A 14,435-nucleotide genomic window follows, 5' to 3' on the forward strand; every position below is an offset into this window, starting at 1 on the left:
CGATATATGTAAAAGCCCTGCATTTTTCATATGATGCTTTGGAATGTTTGTCGCAGAGTTCGGTAACGCTGAATACAAAAATGACGGGATTTTTTGATGTCACAACCTCATCATTCATTCCCTTTTACACGGCGGCAATTGCTTACGCGTATTGGTGCATTGGCAGGCAGTGTGGCGCTATATCAAGCCATGACCACTATGGGGCATGCCGCCGGAACTGATTTTACACATCCTCCTTCTCTTACTGGCGCTAAAAAGGGAACTAGAATTCTGATTCTCGGGGCGGGGCTGGCAGGTATGTTATCGGCGTATGAACTGCGCAAGGCTGGATATGATGTTCAGATTCTGGAGTTTCAGAACCGCAGTGGTGGCCGTAATATCAGCTTGCGTGCGGGAGATACCGTAACGGAACTGGGGGGCGCGTCACAGAAAGTTCGTTTTTCAAACGGGAATTATTTCAATCCGGGTCCGTGGCGTATTCCGTGTCACCATCAAGGATTGCTATATTATTGCCGGAAGTTTGGGGTTGAGCTTGAGCCGTTTATTGAGGTCAATCATAACACGTGGCTGCATTCAGGTGATACTTTTGGTGGTAAATCCGTAAGGTACAGGGAGTTTTCTGCCGATTTTTACGGATTTACGGCAGAACTTCTCGCCAAGGCAATCAATCAGCACAAGTTGGACGATATCGTCAGTGAAGACGAGCATCATTATTTAATTGAAGCCATGAAATCATGGGGGGCTCTTACGCCAGACCTTTCTTATACAAAAGGTACTGTCAGTTCATGGCGTCGTGGTTTTGAGCGTGCGCAAGGTGGCGGTTTGAATGGTGCACCTATCCCATCAGAGGTGTTGGCGCGCAAAGATATCATGAAATCTGGTTTGTGGGACTGGATGGCATTTAACCAACGTATTGATATGCAGACAACACTGTTCCAACCCGTTGGTGGCATGGACCAGATTGGCAAGGGTTTTGCACGACAAGTTAAAGATCTCATTACATTAAACTGTAAAGTTACAAAGATTTCCCAGAATGAACAGGGTGTAACCGTTACTTATAACGATATGGCACGTGGTGGCGCTGTCAGACAGATGCAGGCTGATTATTGTATCTGCACTATTCCTCTTTCCATTCTCTCACAACTGGATGTGCAGGTGGAAGATGCGATGAAAGCTGCAATCCTGGCTGTACCGTATGCATCTTCTGTTAAAATCGGACTGGAGTTTAATCGTAGATTCTGGGAAGAGGATGAGCAGATTTACGGTGGCATCAGCTTTACAGATCAGCCGATCAGCCAGATTTCCTATCCCAGTCATGGGTATTTCAGGAAAGGACCGGCAGTATTGCTGGGGGCTATCTGTTTGGAACGCCTGCGTATGACTATGTTGGAATGCCTCCCCAAGAACGTCTGGAACGTGCTTTGGAGCAGGGAAGTATTATTCATCCTCAATATCACAAGGAGTTTTCAAACGGTGTGAGCTTTGCATGGAGCCGGATACCATGGGTTATGGGATGTTGTTCCATGTGGACAGAGGAAGCACGGCGAACACACTATAAAACACTTTGCAGTATAGATAAGCGCATTGTGCTGGCAGGCGAGCATGCTTCTTATGTTGGATGTTGGCAGGAAGGTGCCATTTTATCTGCCTTGGATGCTATTACGCGCTTGCATCAACGCATAGTGGGGGCAGCCTGATGCGTAATACATTTTTTCATACTCCCTTTTTTTACTTCTGATTTTTACATCAACAACGGCATGGGCTGATAGCTCTGGTAATGTAGTAGATAAAACGCAATCTCTTTCAGATGGCGCAGATATTTATAAGCACATCTGCCAGAGTTGCCATATGTCAGATGGAAAGGGTGCAGAAGGTGCTGGTGCCCGGTTTCCTGCCTTGGCGAAAAACCCCAAATTACAGAGTGCGGAATATGCTGCATCTGTTGTGCTTAACGGCATGGGCGCTATGCCATGGTTTGCCGTCACCCTGGATGATCAACAAATAGCCAATGTTATAAATTACATTCGTACACATTTTGATAACCATTATACAAATGCAATCAAGCCGGACACTATTACGATGATTCGGCCACATCTAACCGAAGAATATGAATGATTTTTATTTTGGGAGTAAATATATTTGATTTGGTGATCTTGGAGGAGTGTTGTTTTTAAAGCTTAACATGCATTGGTGACTGGTTTTTGAATAGAGTGATGATTTCATTGTGTAATGATCTGCTCTACTCTAGCTGTCAGGTTGTGAGACGTCATTGGGATGATGTAGCGTGGGCGATACCGCGTTATGCTTCGTTGTTTTCTTCCGTTTGCAGGGAGACCGAATGATGCTTCAGATCCACCCACAGGCACGCACGACACCGGCTGTCCGGGCTGAGATAGCTCGTTCGTCAGAACCGACATCCGTGCTCGCCAGACGCTACGGGATCAGCGATGAAACAGTCCGCAAGTGGCGCAGGCGTGGTTCGGACGCCTGTCAGGACCGCAGCAGCCGTCCCTGGAGGCTGGCCTGGAAAGCCTCGGAGGAGGAGCGCGCCATTGTCTGTCAGCTTCGGCGTTCTACCGGTTTTGGTCTGGATGATCTGACCTTTGTCTTACGGCATTTCCTGCCGCATCTGAACCGGGACAATATCTGGCGGATACTGAAAGACGCCGGATTGAACAGGCTGCCTCCTGTTCCAAAGGCCGGACCAGTTCGGGGACAGGGAAAGTTCCGCGATTACGATCCCGGTTATGTCCATATCGATGTGAAACATCTGCCAAAATTACAGACAGCAGATGGGGACCGGCGGAAACGTTTTCTGTATGTCGCCATCGATCGCTGTTCCCGTTCAGTGCACCTGGCTGTTTATGACGCGGAAAATGCGGATAATTCCGTTGATTTCCTCAATGCCGTCAAATCGGCCTTTCCTTTCCGGATCACCCATATCCTGACCGATCGTGGCTCCTGCTTTACAGCGGACGCCTTCGAAAAAGCCTGTCATGACATGGGAATCGACCGACGCCGGACCAAGGCTTACTCCCCTCAGACCAATGGAATGGTGGAACGCTTCAATGGCCGTGTCGCTACAGAAGTACTGCAGGTCTGTGTCTCAAACCATGAAGATCTGGAAATTCTGCTCAGAGGCTTCTGTTTCGCCTACAATCATCGCCCGCAGCGTGTTCTGGGCGGCATCGCTCCCGCCCAATGCATCATCTCATGGCTTGAAAAACATCCCGCGTCACGTAATCAAGACTATATCAAACCGGCTGGTCGTGACATCATGAAACAGGTCGACGAAATCCTTGATTACGCCAATGACGTCTCACAACCTGACATCTAGCACTACAGTTGCATTTTGTGTCGTGAGTGAGCGCGGATAGCACTGGCCTGATGCGTTCGTCGAAAGACGGACCATCTGAGGATGTGAGAGACGGGTAGTCTGCGTTGTGCAAGTTTTACGACGAGGCGCCTGATCTCCTGAATGGACCAGCGGACAAGGACTGTCGTGTTCTGAGTTGTGTTTTTTTCGGTTTCAGTGAGTTTGCCTGGTAACGGACACTGGCCATGACGGCATAGGCCAGCATGACCAGAGAGACATGCCGATGCCAACCATGCCAGGAGCGGGTCTCGTTATGATCAAGACCAAATTCGTTTTTGGCCGTCTCGAACCCTTCTTCGATCCTCCAGCGCGTCCCTTCAACGTTCACCAGTTCCTGCGTGGTTGTCCCTTTCGGGCTCCAGGTCGTAAAATAGGCAAGGTCCCCGTCAGCGATGTTTCGGCGGATCAACAGGCCACGTGTCCATGGTCCGGCTATAGGGCAGTCAAATTCTTCAGCATCCAGATCAGCAAGCGGAAGATACGCCCAGTCATAAAGTCGCTCACCTTTTGTGCCGTGCCCCGCTGACAGACGACGCCAGGCCTGGTCTGGCAGTCCTGCTGCAATATCTTTCGCCTCTCCGGCAATCAGCGGTTCCGTTGCCCATGATCCGAACCAGTGATTGCCCTTGACCCCAAGCACATATCCAATTCCTGCCCGGCGAAGCGTGCGTTCTACGTCGCCCACGCCATACACGCTGTCTGCTGCAACCCAGCGGAACGGCACACCGGCCTCAATACTTCGCTCAATCATCATCGAGGCTAACGCCGGTTTGGTTGCAAACACCACGTCATCGGGAACGTGGGCCCGCTTCAGACGCTCAGGCTTTGATGTCCAGTCTTTCGGGAGATACAGGGCGCGGTCAATAAAGGCATGCCCCCGTTCCGAAACATAAGCGCCAAACACACCAATCTGGCAGTTCGTGATCTTGCCGGCAGATCCCGTATACTGCCGCCCCACACCGCAGGACGCCTGACCCTTCTTCAGAAAACCGGTCTCATCAATGACCAGCACGCCCTCTTCAGTGCCCAGATGCTCAATCACATAATCCCTGACGACGTCACGAAGGGCATCGGCATCCCAGTGCCCGCGTCCCAGAAGCGCCTGCTGCCGCCATGGACCAGGATCTCCTGCGGCTTCCGCTCGCATCCATCCCGTCTTGCGTGGTTCATTGCCAATCAAAACATCAAGAAAAGCACAGGCCGAATCTACGACACGTTTTTGCGTGAACAGCGGCGCCATCCGATCCTTGGCGGACCGAAGCGAGCGCGCCCATAATTCCAGCGTCTCTTCAACAGACGTACCGCCACTCATCATATCCTGAATCATGGTTACCCATAGATTCAGAACTCAACACAAAATGCAACTGTAGTGCTAGGTGTCAGGTTGTGAGACGTCATTGGGATGATGTAGCGTGGGCGATACCGCGTTATGCTTCGTTGTTTTCTTCCGTTTGCAGGGAGACCGAATGATGCTTCAGATCCACCCACAGGCACGCACGACACCGGCTGTCCGGGCTGAGATAGCTCGTTCGTCAGAACCGACATCCGTGCTCGCCAGACGCTACGGGATCAGCGATGAAACAGTCCGCAAGTGGCGCAGGCGTGGTTCGGACGCCTGTCAGGACCGCAGCAGCCGTCCCTGGAGGCTGGCCTGGAAAGCCTCGGAGGAGGAGCGCGCCATTGTCTGTCAGCTTCGGCGTTCTACCGGTTTTGGTCTGGATGATCTGACCTTTGTCTTACGGCATTTCCTGCCGCATCTGAACCGGGACAATATCTGGCGGATACTGAAAGACGCCGGATTGAACAGGCTGCCTCCTGTTCCAAAGGCCGGACCAGTTCGGGGACAGGGAAAGTTCCGCGATTACGATCCCGGTTATGTCCATATCGATGTGAAACATCTGCCAAAATTACAGACAGCAGATGGGGACCGGCGGAAACGTTTTCTGTATGTCGCCATCGATCGCTGTTCCCGTTCAGTGCACCTGGCTGTTTATGACGCGGAAAATGCGGATAATTCCGTTGATTTCCTCAATGCCGTCAAATCGGCCTTTCCTTTCCGGATCACCCATATCCTGACCGATCGTGGCTCCTGCTTTACAGCGGACGCCTTCGAAAAAGCCTGTCATGACATGGGAATCGACCGACGCCGGACCAAGGCTTACTCCCCTCAGACCAATGGAATGGTGGAACGCTTCAATGGCCGTGTCGCTACAGAAGTACTGCAGGTCTGTGTCTCAAACCATGAAGATCTGGAAATTCTGCTCAGAGGCTTCTGTTTCGCCTACAATCATCGCCCGCAGCGTGTTCTGGGCGGCATCGCTCCCGCCCAATGCATCATCTCATGGCTTGAAAAACATCCCGCGTCACGTAATCAAGACTATATCAAACCGGCTGGTCGTGACATCATGAAACAGGTCGACGAAATCCTTGATTACGCCAATGACGTCTCACAACCTGACAGCTAGGGTTTGGTGATGTTGATGCAGCTTTGGCAGCTTCCGCGCATGTTGTGCATCTGAGTTACAGCACTGGGCGGCAGGAACACGCTTTTCTGGAACCTGAAGCCGGCATTGCCTATCGTGATAATCAGCAGCGTATTGCCATTATTTGCGGCGGACAAAACCCTTTTGCAGACCAGAAGCAGATAGCAGCTATTCTCGGTATCCCTGTTGAGCAAGTCTATGTGTCTCACCCCCCTATGGGAGGCGCCTTTGGAGGTAAAGAAGACCTGAATGTTCAGGCACATCTGGCTTTAGCGGTGCAAGCCACGGACCGTCCCGCCCGGTATGTTTATGAACGTGAAGAAAGCATTGGCTACTCCGTTAAACGGCATCGTTTTGAAGTAGATGTCGAAGTGGGATGTGATGCCACCGGGAAACTGACCGGCTTCCGGGCCAATCTTCTGGCCGATACCGGAGCCTACATGACGTTAGGCCCAGCCGTTCTTGTTCTGGCTGCCGAACACGCCTCCGGGCCTTATCGGTTTCAGGCAAGCCGTATTCATGGTCAGGCCGTCCATACCAATACAGGAAATGCCTCGGCCTTTCGTGGGTTTGGCAATCCGCAGGTTATTCTGGGCATTGAACAGGCTATGGATGAACTGGCCGCCAAATGCGGCCTTAACCCTATCGACTTCCGCGAAAAAAACCTTCTTCGCGGGGGAGATCGTGCAGGAGCTGGGCATATTGTTCGTCACGATGTTACGCTTCCACGCCTGATTGCTTCCGCACGCAAAGGGCCATTACTATCTGCCCTTTCTCAAAAAAGCGTACATCCAGATCAGGATGGTAAGTTTCGTGCAACCGGATTTGCATTCGTCTGGCAAGGGTTCGGGTTGGGGGCCGGCGCTGAGCCCGGATCAAGCGTGACCCTACGCCGAGACGAGAATGGACATTTCTGGCTGAATTGCTCCACGGCAGATTTGGGGGAAGGCAATCTTTCTGCATTTCAGCAGATTGCAGCATCAGGGTTGGGGTGTCATGCCCATGATATCCAGCTTGATATCGGTACAACAGATAACACAAATTCATGGTCCACAAATGCTTCCAGATCCGTGGTTGTAACAGGTAATGCTGTAGCGCAGGCAGCAAAACAACTAGCCATGAGAATAGCTGCGGGCGAAAGTGGTGTAATTGAAGAAACAGCACATTATGCCCCTATTTTTCCAGAAAAACTGACACTTGGCGCCCCGCACATAGGGTATTCTTATGGCATACAGGCCGTGCGTATTGCGCTGGATACTGCAACCGCCAATGTTACGGTGGAAGAAGTTGAAACATGGTTAGATGCAGGAACAGTTATCAATCCCGATGGTGTAACAGGCCAGATTGAAGGCGGTTTGGCACAGGGGCTTGGCTTCGCTTTAAGTGAAGACCTCGTGCAGCGCGAGGGATATGTTCTGAACAACCGCTTTTCATCATACATTCTTCCGACAATCCGAGATGTACCAATAGATGTTCGCGTCCATCTAATTAACCATCCCGATGCATCCAATCCTCTCGGTGCGCGCGGCATAGCAGAAGTTGGGCTCACACCCGCCGCTGCGGCTATCGCCAATGCTTTGGCACGGTGTGTTGGGCATCGCTTCGCGCACTTTCCAATCAAACCGGAAGCAATTCTCCCGGTCATGGAAGAAATTCTGTCATGATCACATTCCAGCTTAATGGTAAACCCGTCCAGATTGCCCATGCGGGTAAAACCCTGTTGCAGGTTCTTCGTGACGATTTCCATTTGACTGGCGCCAAGCTTGGCTGTGGTGAAGGCGAATGCGGAGCCTGCACCGTTCTGGTTGATGGTCGACCGGTCTGCTCCTGCCTACAAGCAGCCGAAACGCTGCAAGGCGCAGCTATTACTACCATTGAGGCATTAGCCCAGACGCCAGAGGGATCTGAAATCTGTTCTGCTCTGGCGCGCAAAGGGGGTGTTCAATGCGGGTTCTGCACGCCGGGAATAGTCATGGCTTGGGCCGGACGGCACCCTGATGACGCACCAGATGATGCCTTGGAGGGAAATCTTTGTAGGTGCACGGGATATGTTAAAATTCGCACAGCACTTGAACAAACAGACTGCCTTCTACCGCACAAAGATACCGTTTCCGGTAAAGCGGATATGTCTTTGCAAGACGGACTGGCCTATCTGGCTCAAAACCCAGACCTCATCCCGATTGCAGGCGGAACCGACCTGATAGTGCGCGCAGGCCATAACCTTGGCTCTCTGCGGCTTTTTTCATTAGATCGGCTGCATGCGCCGGAACTACGTCAGGTTTTCTGGGAAGATGGTAACCTTGTAATAGGAGCCCTGATGCGATGGCAGGACATTCTGCATGATCGTATCATTGCGCACACTGTGCCTATCCTCAGAGATGTCGCCTATGGTGTTGGCAGCCCTCAGGTTAGAAATGCGGCCACCATTGGCGGTAATGTGGCCACAGCTTCACCGGCAGGAGATAGTCTTCCGGCTCTCGTGGCACTTCAGGCCCGTATCCGGCTGATCCATCCAGATGGAACCCGGGAGATGCCCGTTGCAGAGTTTATTACAGGGGTTGGGCGCACAAAACGTAAGGCTGGTGAACTTATTGTCGGATTTGTTATTCCTGCAAAATGCATTGGTCAGCCACAAATATTTACAAAAGTAGGCCCTCGCAAAGCGCAGGCAATTTCAAAACTTTCTCTGGCAACGGTTTTAGTTCCTGACGATCCGGCCAGAATCAGCTTTGCATTCGGCGCTGTTGGCCCTGTTCCCATGTCATGCCCAAAAGCACATCGGTATCTTGCTGCACAGGAATGCGATGAAAGGCATTTCAAGTTTGCGGCTGAACTAGCTATGTCGGAAATTACACCGATTGATGACATTCGTTCTACCACAGCTTACAGAAAAGCCGTAGCTAGAAATCTCCTAGGGCCTGTTAGATCTTGAATTTCTTCCCATATTGTAGGGATGGAAGAAGGGGACAGAACAGGCACCTTTACGGACGAGACATGGGCGATCTGGGAACCTCTGATTGAGGAGGTTCGCCCGAGGGGCAAGACGCCGCCACATGATCTGCGGCGGACGATAGCAGCGATTTTCTGACGTCATGAGAATGGCGCGAAATGGCGGAGTATCCCCGCTGAACTGGGTCCGTGGTGGCGGGCTGCGCAGCTTTTCATCCGCTGGGCGAAGCTCGGCGTATGGGAGCGGCTGCTCGCACTGGTTCAGGAACAACAGGGAGTGGCATTCGGAATGACTTTTCTGGATGGCACGAACATCAGGGCTCACCACAAAGCGGCGGGAGCCCAAAAAAAGGGCCTCTTTCGAAGAGCGAGACCATCGTGAAGCACTTGGCCGCTCTCGCGGCGGCTATGGCACAAAAGTCTGCGTGATCGCTGATGGACATGGAAAAGCCTTCGGTTTTGCGCTGGCCCCTGGACAGGCTCATGAACTGCCTCTGGCACCAGCCATGCTCGACAGCCTTCCCGCCACTCCCCTGTGGGTAGTAGCGGACAAGGGCTACGCGTCGAACGCCATGCGTGAACGGATATGGGACATGGGAGCACGGCCAGCCATTCCCGCGAAACGACGCGATGGCCCGGTCGCCTGCCCCAAATGGGCCTATCGGTGTCGGCATCTCGTTGAGAACCTCTGGGCTCGCCTCAAGGAGTGGCGCGCTGTCGCAACCAGATATGAAAAAACAGCAACGTCGTTCCTCGCGGTCATCCACATCGCTGCCGCAGCAGACTGGATCAAGCCCTAACAGGCCCTAATCCGCCATTGCCAGAAGATATTTGGGTATAAGAACTAAAATGTTTTCTCGTATAGTTTACATTACAACTCGAAAAATCAAGAAACTACGCCATTTCCCGTTTCCTAGCTGTCAGGTTGTGAGACGTCATTGGCGTAATCAAGGATTTCGTCGACCTGTTTCATGATGTCACGACCAGCCGGTTTGATATAGTCTTGATTACGTGACGCGGGATGTTTTTCAAGCCATGAGATGATGCATTGGGCGGGAGCGATGCCGCCCAGAACACGCTGCGGGCGATGATTGTAGGCGAAACAGAAGCCTCTGAGCAGAATTTCCAGATCTTCATGGTTTGAGACACAGACCTGCAGTACTTCTGTAGCGACACGGCCATTGAAGCGTTCCACCATTCCATTGGTCTGAGGGGAGTAAGCCTTGGTCCGGCGTCGGTCGATTCCCATGTCATGACAGGCTTTTTCGAAGGCGTCCGCTGTAAAGCAGGAGCCACGATCGGTCAGGATATGGGTGATCCGGAAAGGAAAGGCCGATTTGACGGCATTGAGGAAATCAACGGAATTATCCGCATTTTCCGCGTCATAAACAGCCAGGTGCACTGAACGGGAACAGCGATCGACGCGGAAATCTCACAGAAGGGTTGTACATCGGGTTAGATTATGAAAAAGTCTGTTTTGTAGAAAAGAAATTTCCATAATCATCAAGAAAACCCGATGCAGACAGAGTGTAGCGCAGGCGCGTATGAGTTTCCAGCCTCCTGTGGACGGCGTGTTGTGGCCCGTTTTGACGGGGGTCGCATGAGTTCGGATGGGGGCGTCATTCTGGTGAAGCAGGCTGATGACATTCTGGGGCTCAGCCGCCGCTTTGCTGCCTGTTTTCGCGATAAGCGGCATCCCGGCTTTGTGGAATACCGGGTTGAAGACCTTGTCCGTCAGCGGATCATGGGCCTGGCTTTGGGCTATGAAGATCTCAATGATCACGATGCCCTGCGGCATGACCTGATCTTTGGTCTGGCCTCGGGTCGTCTGTCAGGAGGCCGGGCAAACTGCGCAGCATTGGCTGGCAAATCTACACTGAACCGGTTGGAGCGCAGTGGGCACAAGGCAGATCGTTACTGTCGGATCATTGCTGATCATGAGGCCCTGGCTACCCTGTTCGTCACGCTCTTCCTTGACCAGCATGAGCACGCACCCGCCCGGATCGTTCTGGATGTGGATGCCACCGATGACCGTATCCATGGCCATCAGGAAGGCCGCGCCTTTCATGGATATTACGGCCATAACTGCTATCTTCCCCTGTATGTCTTCTGCGGGGACCATCTCCTCAGCGCTACCCTGCGCACGGCAGACAGGGACCCGGGGAAGGAAGCACTGGCAGACATCCGCCGGATCGTCGAGCAGATCAGGAGCCGTTGGCCCCGGGTGCGTATCCTGGTGCGTGGGGACAGCGGTTTCGCCCGGGACAGTCTGATGACATGGTGCGAAGACAACCACGTTGACTTCCTGTTCGGGCTTGCAGGCAACACCCGCCTGTATGACCGGATTGCCTCTTTGTCCGCTGAGGTTCGTGACGAAGCCGCCACGACAGGCAGAGCTGCGCGCGGTTTCGCCTCCTTTGACTGGATCACAAAGGACAGCTGGACGCGCCGCAGGCGGGTCGTGGCCAAGGCCGAATGGCGCCACGGCAACCGCTATCATCGCTTCATTGTCACCACCCTACCGCAGGGAATGTCCGACCCCCGCCATCTCTACGAACAGATTTACTGCGCACGCGGGGATATGGAAAACCGCATCAAGGAATGCCAGATGGATCTGTTCTCAGACAGGACCTCGTCCCACACCATCCGGGCCAACCAGCTCCGGCTGTGGTTCTCGGCCGCAGCCTATGTCCTGCTGACCGCTCTGCAAAGACTGGCCCTTGGCCAGACCAGCCTGGAGACGGCGACCTGTGGCACCATACGCGCACGGCTGCTCAAAATCGCGACACGTGTAACGCTCAGCGTCCGTCGGATTGTCCTGTCCATGCCGGACATGTTCCCCTGTCAGCATGAATTCGCCCTCGCTCATGCACGATTGCGAAGGCTCCGGCAGGCCATCTGAAGAAACAGACAGTGCACAGACCACATAGCTTCCACCAACACTGCCTTCTCAGGCCGTGACACCCTCACTGCGTTCAGAACCCGCCGCCAGAAGCAGAATATCGTCAATATTCCAGATCGGGCTCCTGTGGGATGACTGAATTCTACAAAATGACCCGAAATTGCCTCAAGTGTGAGATGGGGTGGTTGCCGTCCTCCCCGCACGGCATCGCAATGTGCCAGAATGGTCGTTGGAAGAAACGACTGCGCGAAAGGACGGCAGATGAAGGATACAGTGATAGGCGTTGATCTGGCAAAGAACATTTTCCAGGTTCATGGAGCTTCGCGTGCGGGCGAGGTGATGTTTCGCAAAAAGCTGCGTCGTCAGCAGTTTATGCAGTTCATGGCCACGCAGCCGCCTGCTCTGGTCGTTCTTGAAGCGTGCGGGAGCGCGCATCACTGGGCTCGCGAACTGGCAGGAGCTGGTCACGAGGTCAGACTGATCGCTCCGCAGTATGTGTGAATTGCCCCGGGTTTTGTGGAGACAGAAAGACCCGTGAGGTAAGAAGAATTCATGAGCAATAAATCGAAGCGTTTTCCGCCTGAGTTTCGTGACCGTGCAGCCCGCATGGTTCTGGAGGAAGAGAAGAACCATCCTTCGCGGTGGTCTGCAGTGATGATGATAGCGCCAAAGCTGGATATTCATCCTGACACGCTGTCAAAATGGACCCGTCTGCATGAACGTGCCAATGCGCCTGCGGTGAGTGACCTGCCTGATCGAGAGAAGATCAGGCAACTGGAGCGAGAGAACCGCGAATTGCGGCAGGCCAATGAAATCCTGCGTAAGGCGTCGGCATATTTTGCCCAGGCGGAGCTCGACCGCATCTTCAAGCCATGACACGCTTCATTGAGGAGCACCGGCAGACATATGGTGTCGGGTCAATCTGCAGGGTTCTGTCGATTGCACCATCTGCCTATTATGCAACTGTTGCCAGACAGAAAAATCCGTGTGTGCGCAGCCAGAAAGACAAAGAACTGTGCGATGACATCCGTAGAGTGTGGAATAATAATTTCTGCGTCTATGGAGCGCGCAAGGTCTGGCATCAGCTCAGACGTGAAGGTCTGGATGTCGCCCGCTGCACGGTAGAGCGGCTGATGCGCCGGATGGGGCTGAAAGGCGTCATTCGTGGCAAGGGGGTCAGAACCACACGGCCTGATCCGCAACGTCCGTGTCCGCAGGATCTGGTGCAGCGCCAGTTTCATGCTCCTGCCCCCAACAGACTCTGGGTTTCGGATTTTACTTACGTTTCCACATGGCAGGGCTTTGTTTATGTGGCCTTCATCATTGATGTATTCGCACGGGTTATTGTGGGTTGGCGCGTCTCCTCAACGGCTCATACCGACTTCGTGCTGGATGCTCTCGAGCAGGCTCTGTGCCAGAGGCGACCTGAGGGAAAAGTGACCCACCATTCCGACCGCGGCTGTCAATATGTGTCCATTCGTTACACGCAAAGACTGGCTGAAGCGGGGCTCGTTGCTTCTGTCGGCAGTGTTGGGGATTCCTATGATAACGCCTTGGCAGAGACCATTAACGGACTTTACAAAACCGAACTCATCTATCGGCAGGGGCCATGGAAAAACAGGGAAGCTGTTGAACTGGCAACACTTAAATGGGTCGACTGGTTCAATAATCGGCGGCTCCTGTCCTCCATTGGAAACATCCCGCCAGCAGAAGCTGAGGCACGCTTTTATGCACAACAGAAATCACATGCATTAGCCGCTTAAATCAGATAAAAAACGTCTCCACAAAACCCGGGGCAATTCAGTGAAGCCTTTCGTGAAGCGCCAGAAGAACGATGCTGCTGATGCGGAAGCGATCGTCATTGCGGCCCGGCAGCCGGAAATGCGCTTTGTCGAACCACGCACTGAAGCGCAGCAGGCGCGTGGCGTTCTTTTCCGGGCCCGGCAGCGTCTGGTGCACCAGCGCACGGAACTGGTGAATGCCCTGCGTGCCGTTCTGTATGAATTCGGTCTCGTCGTGCCACAGGGGATTGCGCATATCAGACACATTGAAACCATGCTGGATGAGGCGGTTCTGCCAGAGGCTGTGAAGCAGGAATGCCTTGATCTGCTGCGACAGATTTCGGAGCAGAGTGTGCGGATTGATGTCAGAACAAAGAAGATCAGGATGCTTGCCCAGGAAAGTGAAAACACCTGCAGATTGCAGAGCATGCCTGGAGTGGGTCCTCTGACCGCTCTTGCGATTGAAGCTTTTGCGCCTGACCTGCAGAGCTTCCGGCGCGGGCGCGACTTTGCTGCGTGGCTGGGGCTGGTGCCCCGTCAGTTCTCATCTGGCGGAAAGGAAAGGCTGGGGAAGATATCAAAAGCCGGGCAGGCTGATATCCGCAGGCTTCTCATCATGGGCGCCATGACCCAGGTGAACTGGGCCAGCCGTAAGGCCCCTGCACCGGGAAGCTGGCTGGCACGGATGCTGGCCCGCAAGCCCCGTATGCTGGTAGCCATTGCGCTGGCCAACAGGATGGCACGAGCCATCTGGGCCATGGCAACAAAACAGGAGGATTATCGGGATCCGGCCCTGTCCCTGGCAGCCTGAGCGATGGCTCGGCTCCCGCGGATGGAACCGGTAGGGGTGTGAGAGGGCGATGACCTGAATGGGCGCATGATCGTTTGATCCGGATCGGAAAAACCAGTGGATTTCTCTGTGCTTTAAAGCACGCCTGTGAGAT

At 53.4% G+C, this 14,435-nt stretch carries 9 protein-coding genes, 5 pseudogenes and 1 other annotated feature; of the genes and pseudogenes, 12 read left to right on the forward strand and 2 right to left on the reverse strand.

What is annotated here, in order from left to right:
* The first annotated feature begins 96 nt into the window (after positions 1 to 96).
* From ABNV41_RS03580 to ABNV41_RS03590, 3 genes and pseudogenes are all read left to right on the forward strand, one after another.
* Positions 97 to 1,697 (forward strand): annotated as a pseudogene (locus tag ABNV41_RS03580) (flavin monoamine oxidase family protein).
* A gap of 151 nt (positions 1,698 to 1,848) precedes the next feature.
* On the forward strand, positions 1,849 to 2,115 hold the full coding sequence (locus tag ABNV41_RS03585; protein WP_349934992.1) for a cytochrome c: 267 nt from the start codon (positions 1,849 to 1,851) through the stop codon (positions 2,113 to 2,115).
* A gap of 226 nt (positions 2,116 to 2,341) precedes the next feature.
* Positions 2,342 to 3,337, forward strand: coding sequence for an IS481 family transposase (locus tag ABNV41_RS03590; protein WP_349935084.1), 996 nt, complete (start codon positions 2,342 to 2,344; stop codon positions 3,335 to 3,337).
* A 115-nt stretch (positions 3,338 to 3,452) separates the two neighbouring features.
* Here ABNV41_RS03590 and ABNV41_RS03595 read toward each other — a convergent pair whose 3' ends face one another.
* Positions 3,453 to 4,703, reverse strand: coding sequence for an IS701-like element IS1452 family transposase (locus ABNV41_RS03595; protein ID WP_012812328.1), 1,251 nt, complete (start codon positions 4,701 to 4,703; stop codon positions 3,453 to 3,455).
* A gap of 142 nt (positions 4,704 to 4,845) precedes the next feature.
* Between ABNV41_RS03595 and ABNV41_RS03600 the strand changes: the two genes are divergently transcribed.
* The 5 genes and pseudogenes from ABNV41_RS03600 (at position 4,846) to ABNV41_RS03620 (ending at position 9,608) form a co-directional block, all read left to right on the forward strand.
* Entirely contained in the window at positions 4,846 to 5,841 is a 996-nt protein-coding gene (locus ABNV41_RS03600) for an IS481 family transposase (protein WP_035366691.1), read from the forward strand.
* Between the two features lie 14 nt (positions 5,842 to 5,855).
* Positions 5,856 to 6,515, forward strand: a pseudogene (locus ABNV41_RS03605) (molybdopterin cofactor-binding domain-containing protein); the annotation flags it as partial.
* 78 nt (positions 6,516 to 6,593) lie between these two features.
* Positions 6,594 to 7,523: a molybdopterin cofactor-binding domain-containing protein gene (locus tag ABNV41_RS03610; RefSeq protein WP_349935090.1), complete on the forward strand. Its 930-nt coding sequence runs from the start codon at positions 6,594 to 6,596 to the stop codon at positions 7,521 to 7,523.
* Positions 7,520 to 8,791, forward strand: coding sequence for an FAD binding domain-containing protein (locus tag ABNV41_RS03615; RefSeq protein WP_349934993.1), 1,272 nt, complete (start codon positions 7,520 to 7,522; stop codon positions 8,789 to 8,791). Before ABNV41_RS03610 ends, ABNV41_RS03615 begins: the two co-directional genes overlap by 4 nt.
* A 21-nt stretch (positions 8,792 to 8,812) precedes the next feature.
* Positions 8,813 to 9,608, forward strand: a pseudogene (locus tag ABNV41_RS03620) (IS5 family transposase).
* Between the two features lie 113 nt (positions 9,609 to 9,721).
* On the opposite strand, the pseudogene ABNV41_RS03625 reads toward ABNV41_RS03620, so the two are convergent.
* Positions 9,722 to 10,231, reverse strand: a pseudogene (locus ABNV41_RS03625) (DDE-type integrase/transposase/recombinase); the annotation flags it as partial.
* A gap of 93 nt (positions 10,232 to 10,324) precedes the next feature.
* Between ABNV41_RS03625 and ABNV41_RS03630 the strand changes: the two are divergent.
* The 4 genes and pseudogenes from ABNV41_RS03630 to ABNV41_RS03645 all read left to right on the forward strand — a co-directional run bounded on the left by ABNV41_RS03630 (position 10,325) and on the right by ABNV41_RS03645 (position 14,302).
* Positions 10,325 to 11,710 (forward strand): IS1380-like element IS1380A family transposase, encoded by a 1,386-nt coding sequence (locus ABNV41_RS03630; RefSeq protein WP_012812390.1) that lies wholly within the window; start codon positions 10,325 to 10,327, stop codon positions 11,708 to 11,710.
* Positions 11,711 to 12,103: 393 nt separating this feature from the next.
* A pseudogene (locus ABNV41_RS14065) lies at positions 12,104 to 12,208 on the forward strand (IS110 family transposase); the annotation flags it as partial.
* Positions 12,209 to 12,262: 54 nt separating this feature from the next.
* Positions 12,263 to 13,473 (forward strand): IS3 family transposase gene (locus tag ABNV41_RS03640; RefSeq protein ID WP_087652208.1). Its coding sequence is split into 2 segments (ribosomal slippage): positions 12,263 to 12,548 and positions 12,548 to 13,473, totalling 1,212 coding nucleotides; the frame shifts between segments, so codons are not numbered across the junction.
* Positions 12,541 to 12,657, forward strand: a sequence feature (AL1L pseudoknot). It overlaps the preceding gene by 117 nt.
* A 40-nt stretch (positions 13,474 to 13,513) precedes the next feature.
* A complete protein-coding gene (locus ABNV41_RS03645) occupies positions 13,514 to 14,302 on the forward strand; it encodes an IS110 family transposase (protein ID WP_349934995.1) in 789 nt (262 codons plus the stop codon).
* Positions 14,303 to 14,435 lie beyond the last annotated feature (133 nt).

Origin of the sequence: Acetobacter sp. A11-2 (assembly GCF_040208445.1) — a bacterium.
Classification (GTDB): domain Bacteria; phylum Pseudomonadota; class Alphaproteobacteria; order Acetobacterales; family Acetobacteraceae; genus Acetobacter; species Acetobacter oryzoeni.

What these genes read in the sequence shown, in the direction of transcription:
- ABNV41_RS03585 (WP_349934992.1), top strand. Translation starts at nt 1,849, where the DNA reads ATGTCAGATGGAAAGGGTGCAGAAGGTGCTGGTGCCCGGTTTCCTGCC.
- ABNV41_RS03590 (WP_349935084.1), top strand. Translation starts at nt 2,342, where the DNA reads ATGCTTCAGATCCACCCACAGGCACGCACGACACCGGCTGTCCGGGCT.
- ABNV41_RS03595 (WP_012812328.1), bottom strand. Translation starts at nt 4,703, where the DNA reads ATGATTCAGGATATGATGAGTGGCGGTACGTCTGTTGAAGAGACGCTG.
- ABNV41_RS03600 (WP_035366691.1), top strand. Translation starts at nt 4,846, where the DNA reads ATGCTTCAGATCCACCCACAGGCACGCACGACACCGGCTGTCCGGGCT.
- ABNV41_RS03615 (WP_349934993.1), top strand. Translation starts at nt 7,520, where the DNA reads ATGATCACATTCCAGCTTAATGGTAAACCCGTCCAGATTGCCCATGCG.
- ABNV41_RS03630 (WP_012812390.1), top strand. Translation starts at nt 10,325, where the DNA reads ATGCAGACAGAGTGTAGCGCAGGCGCGTATGAGTTTCCAGCCTCCTGT.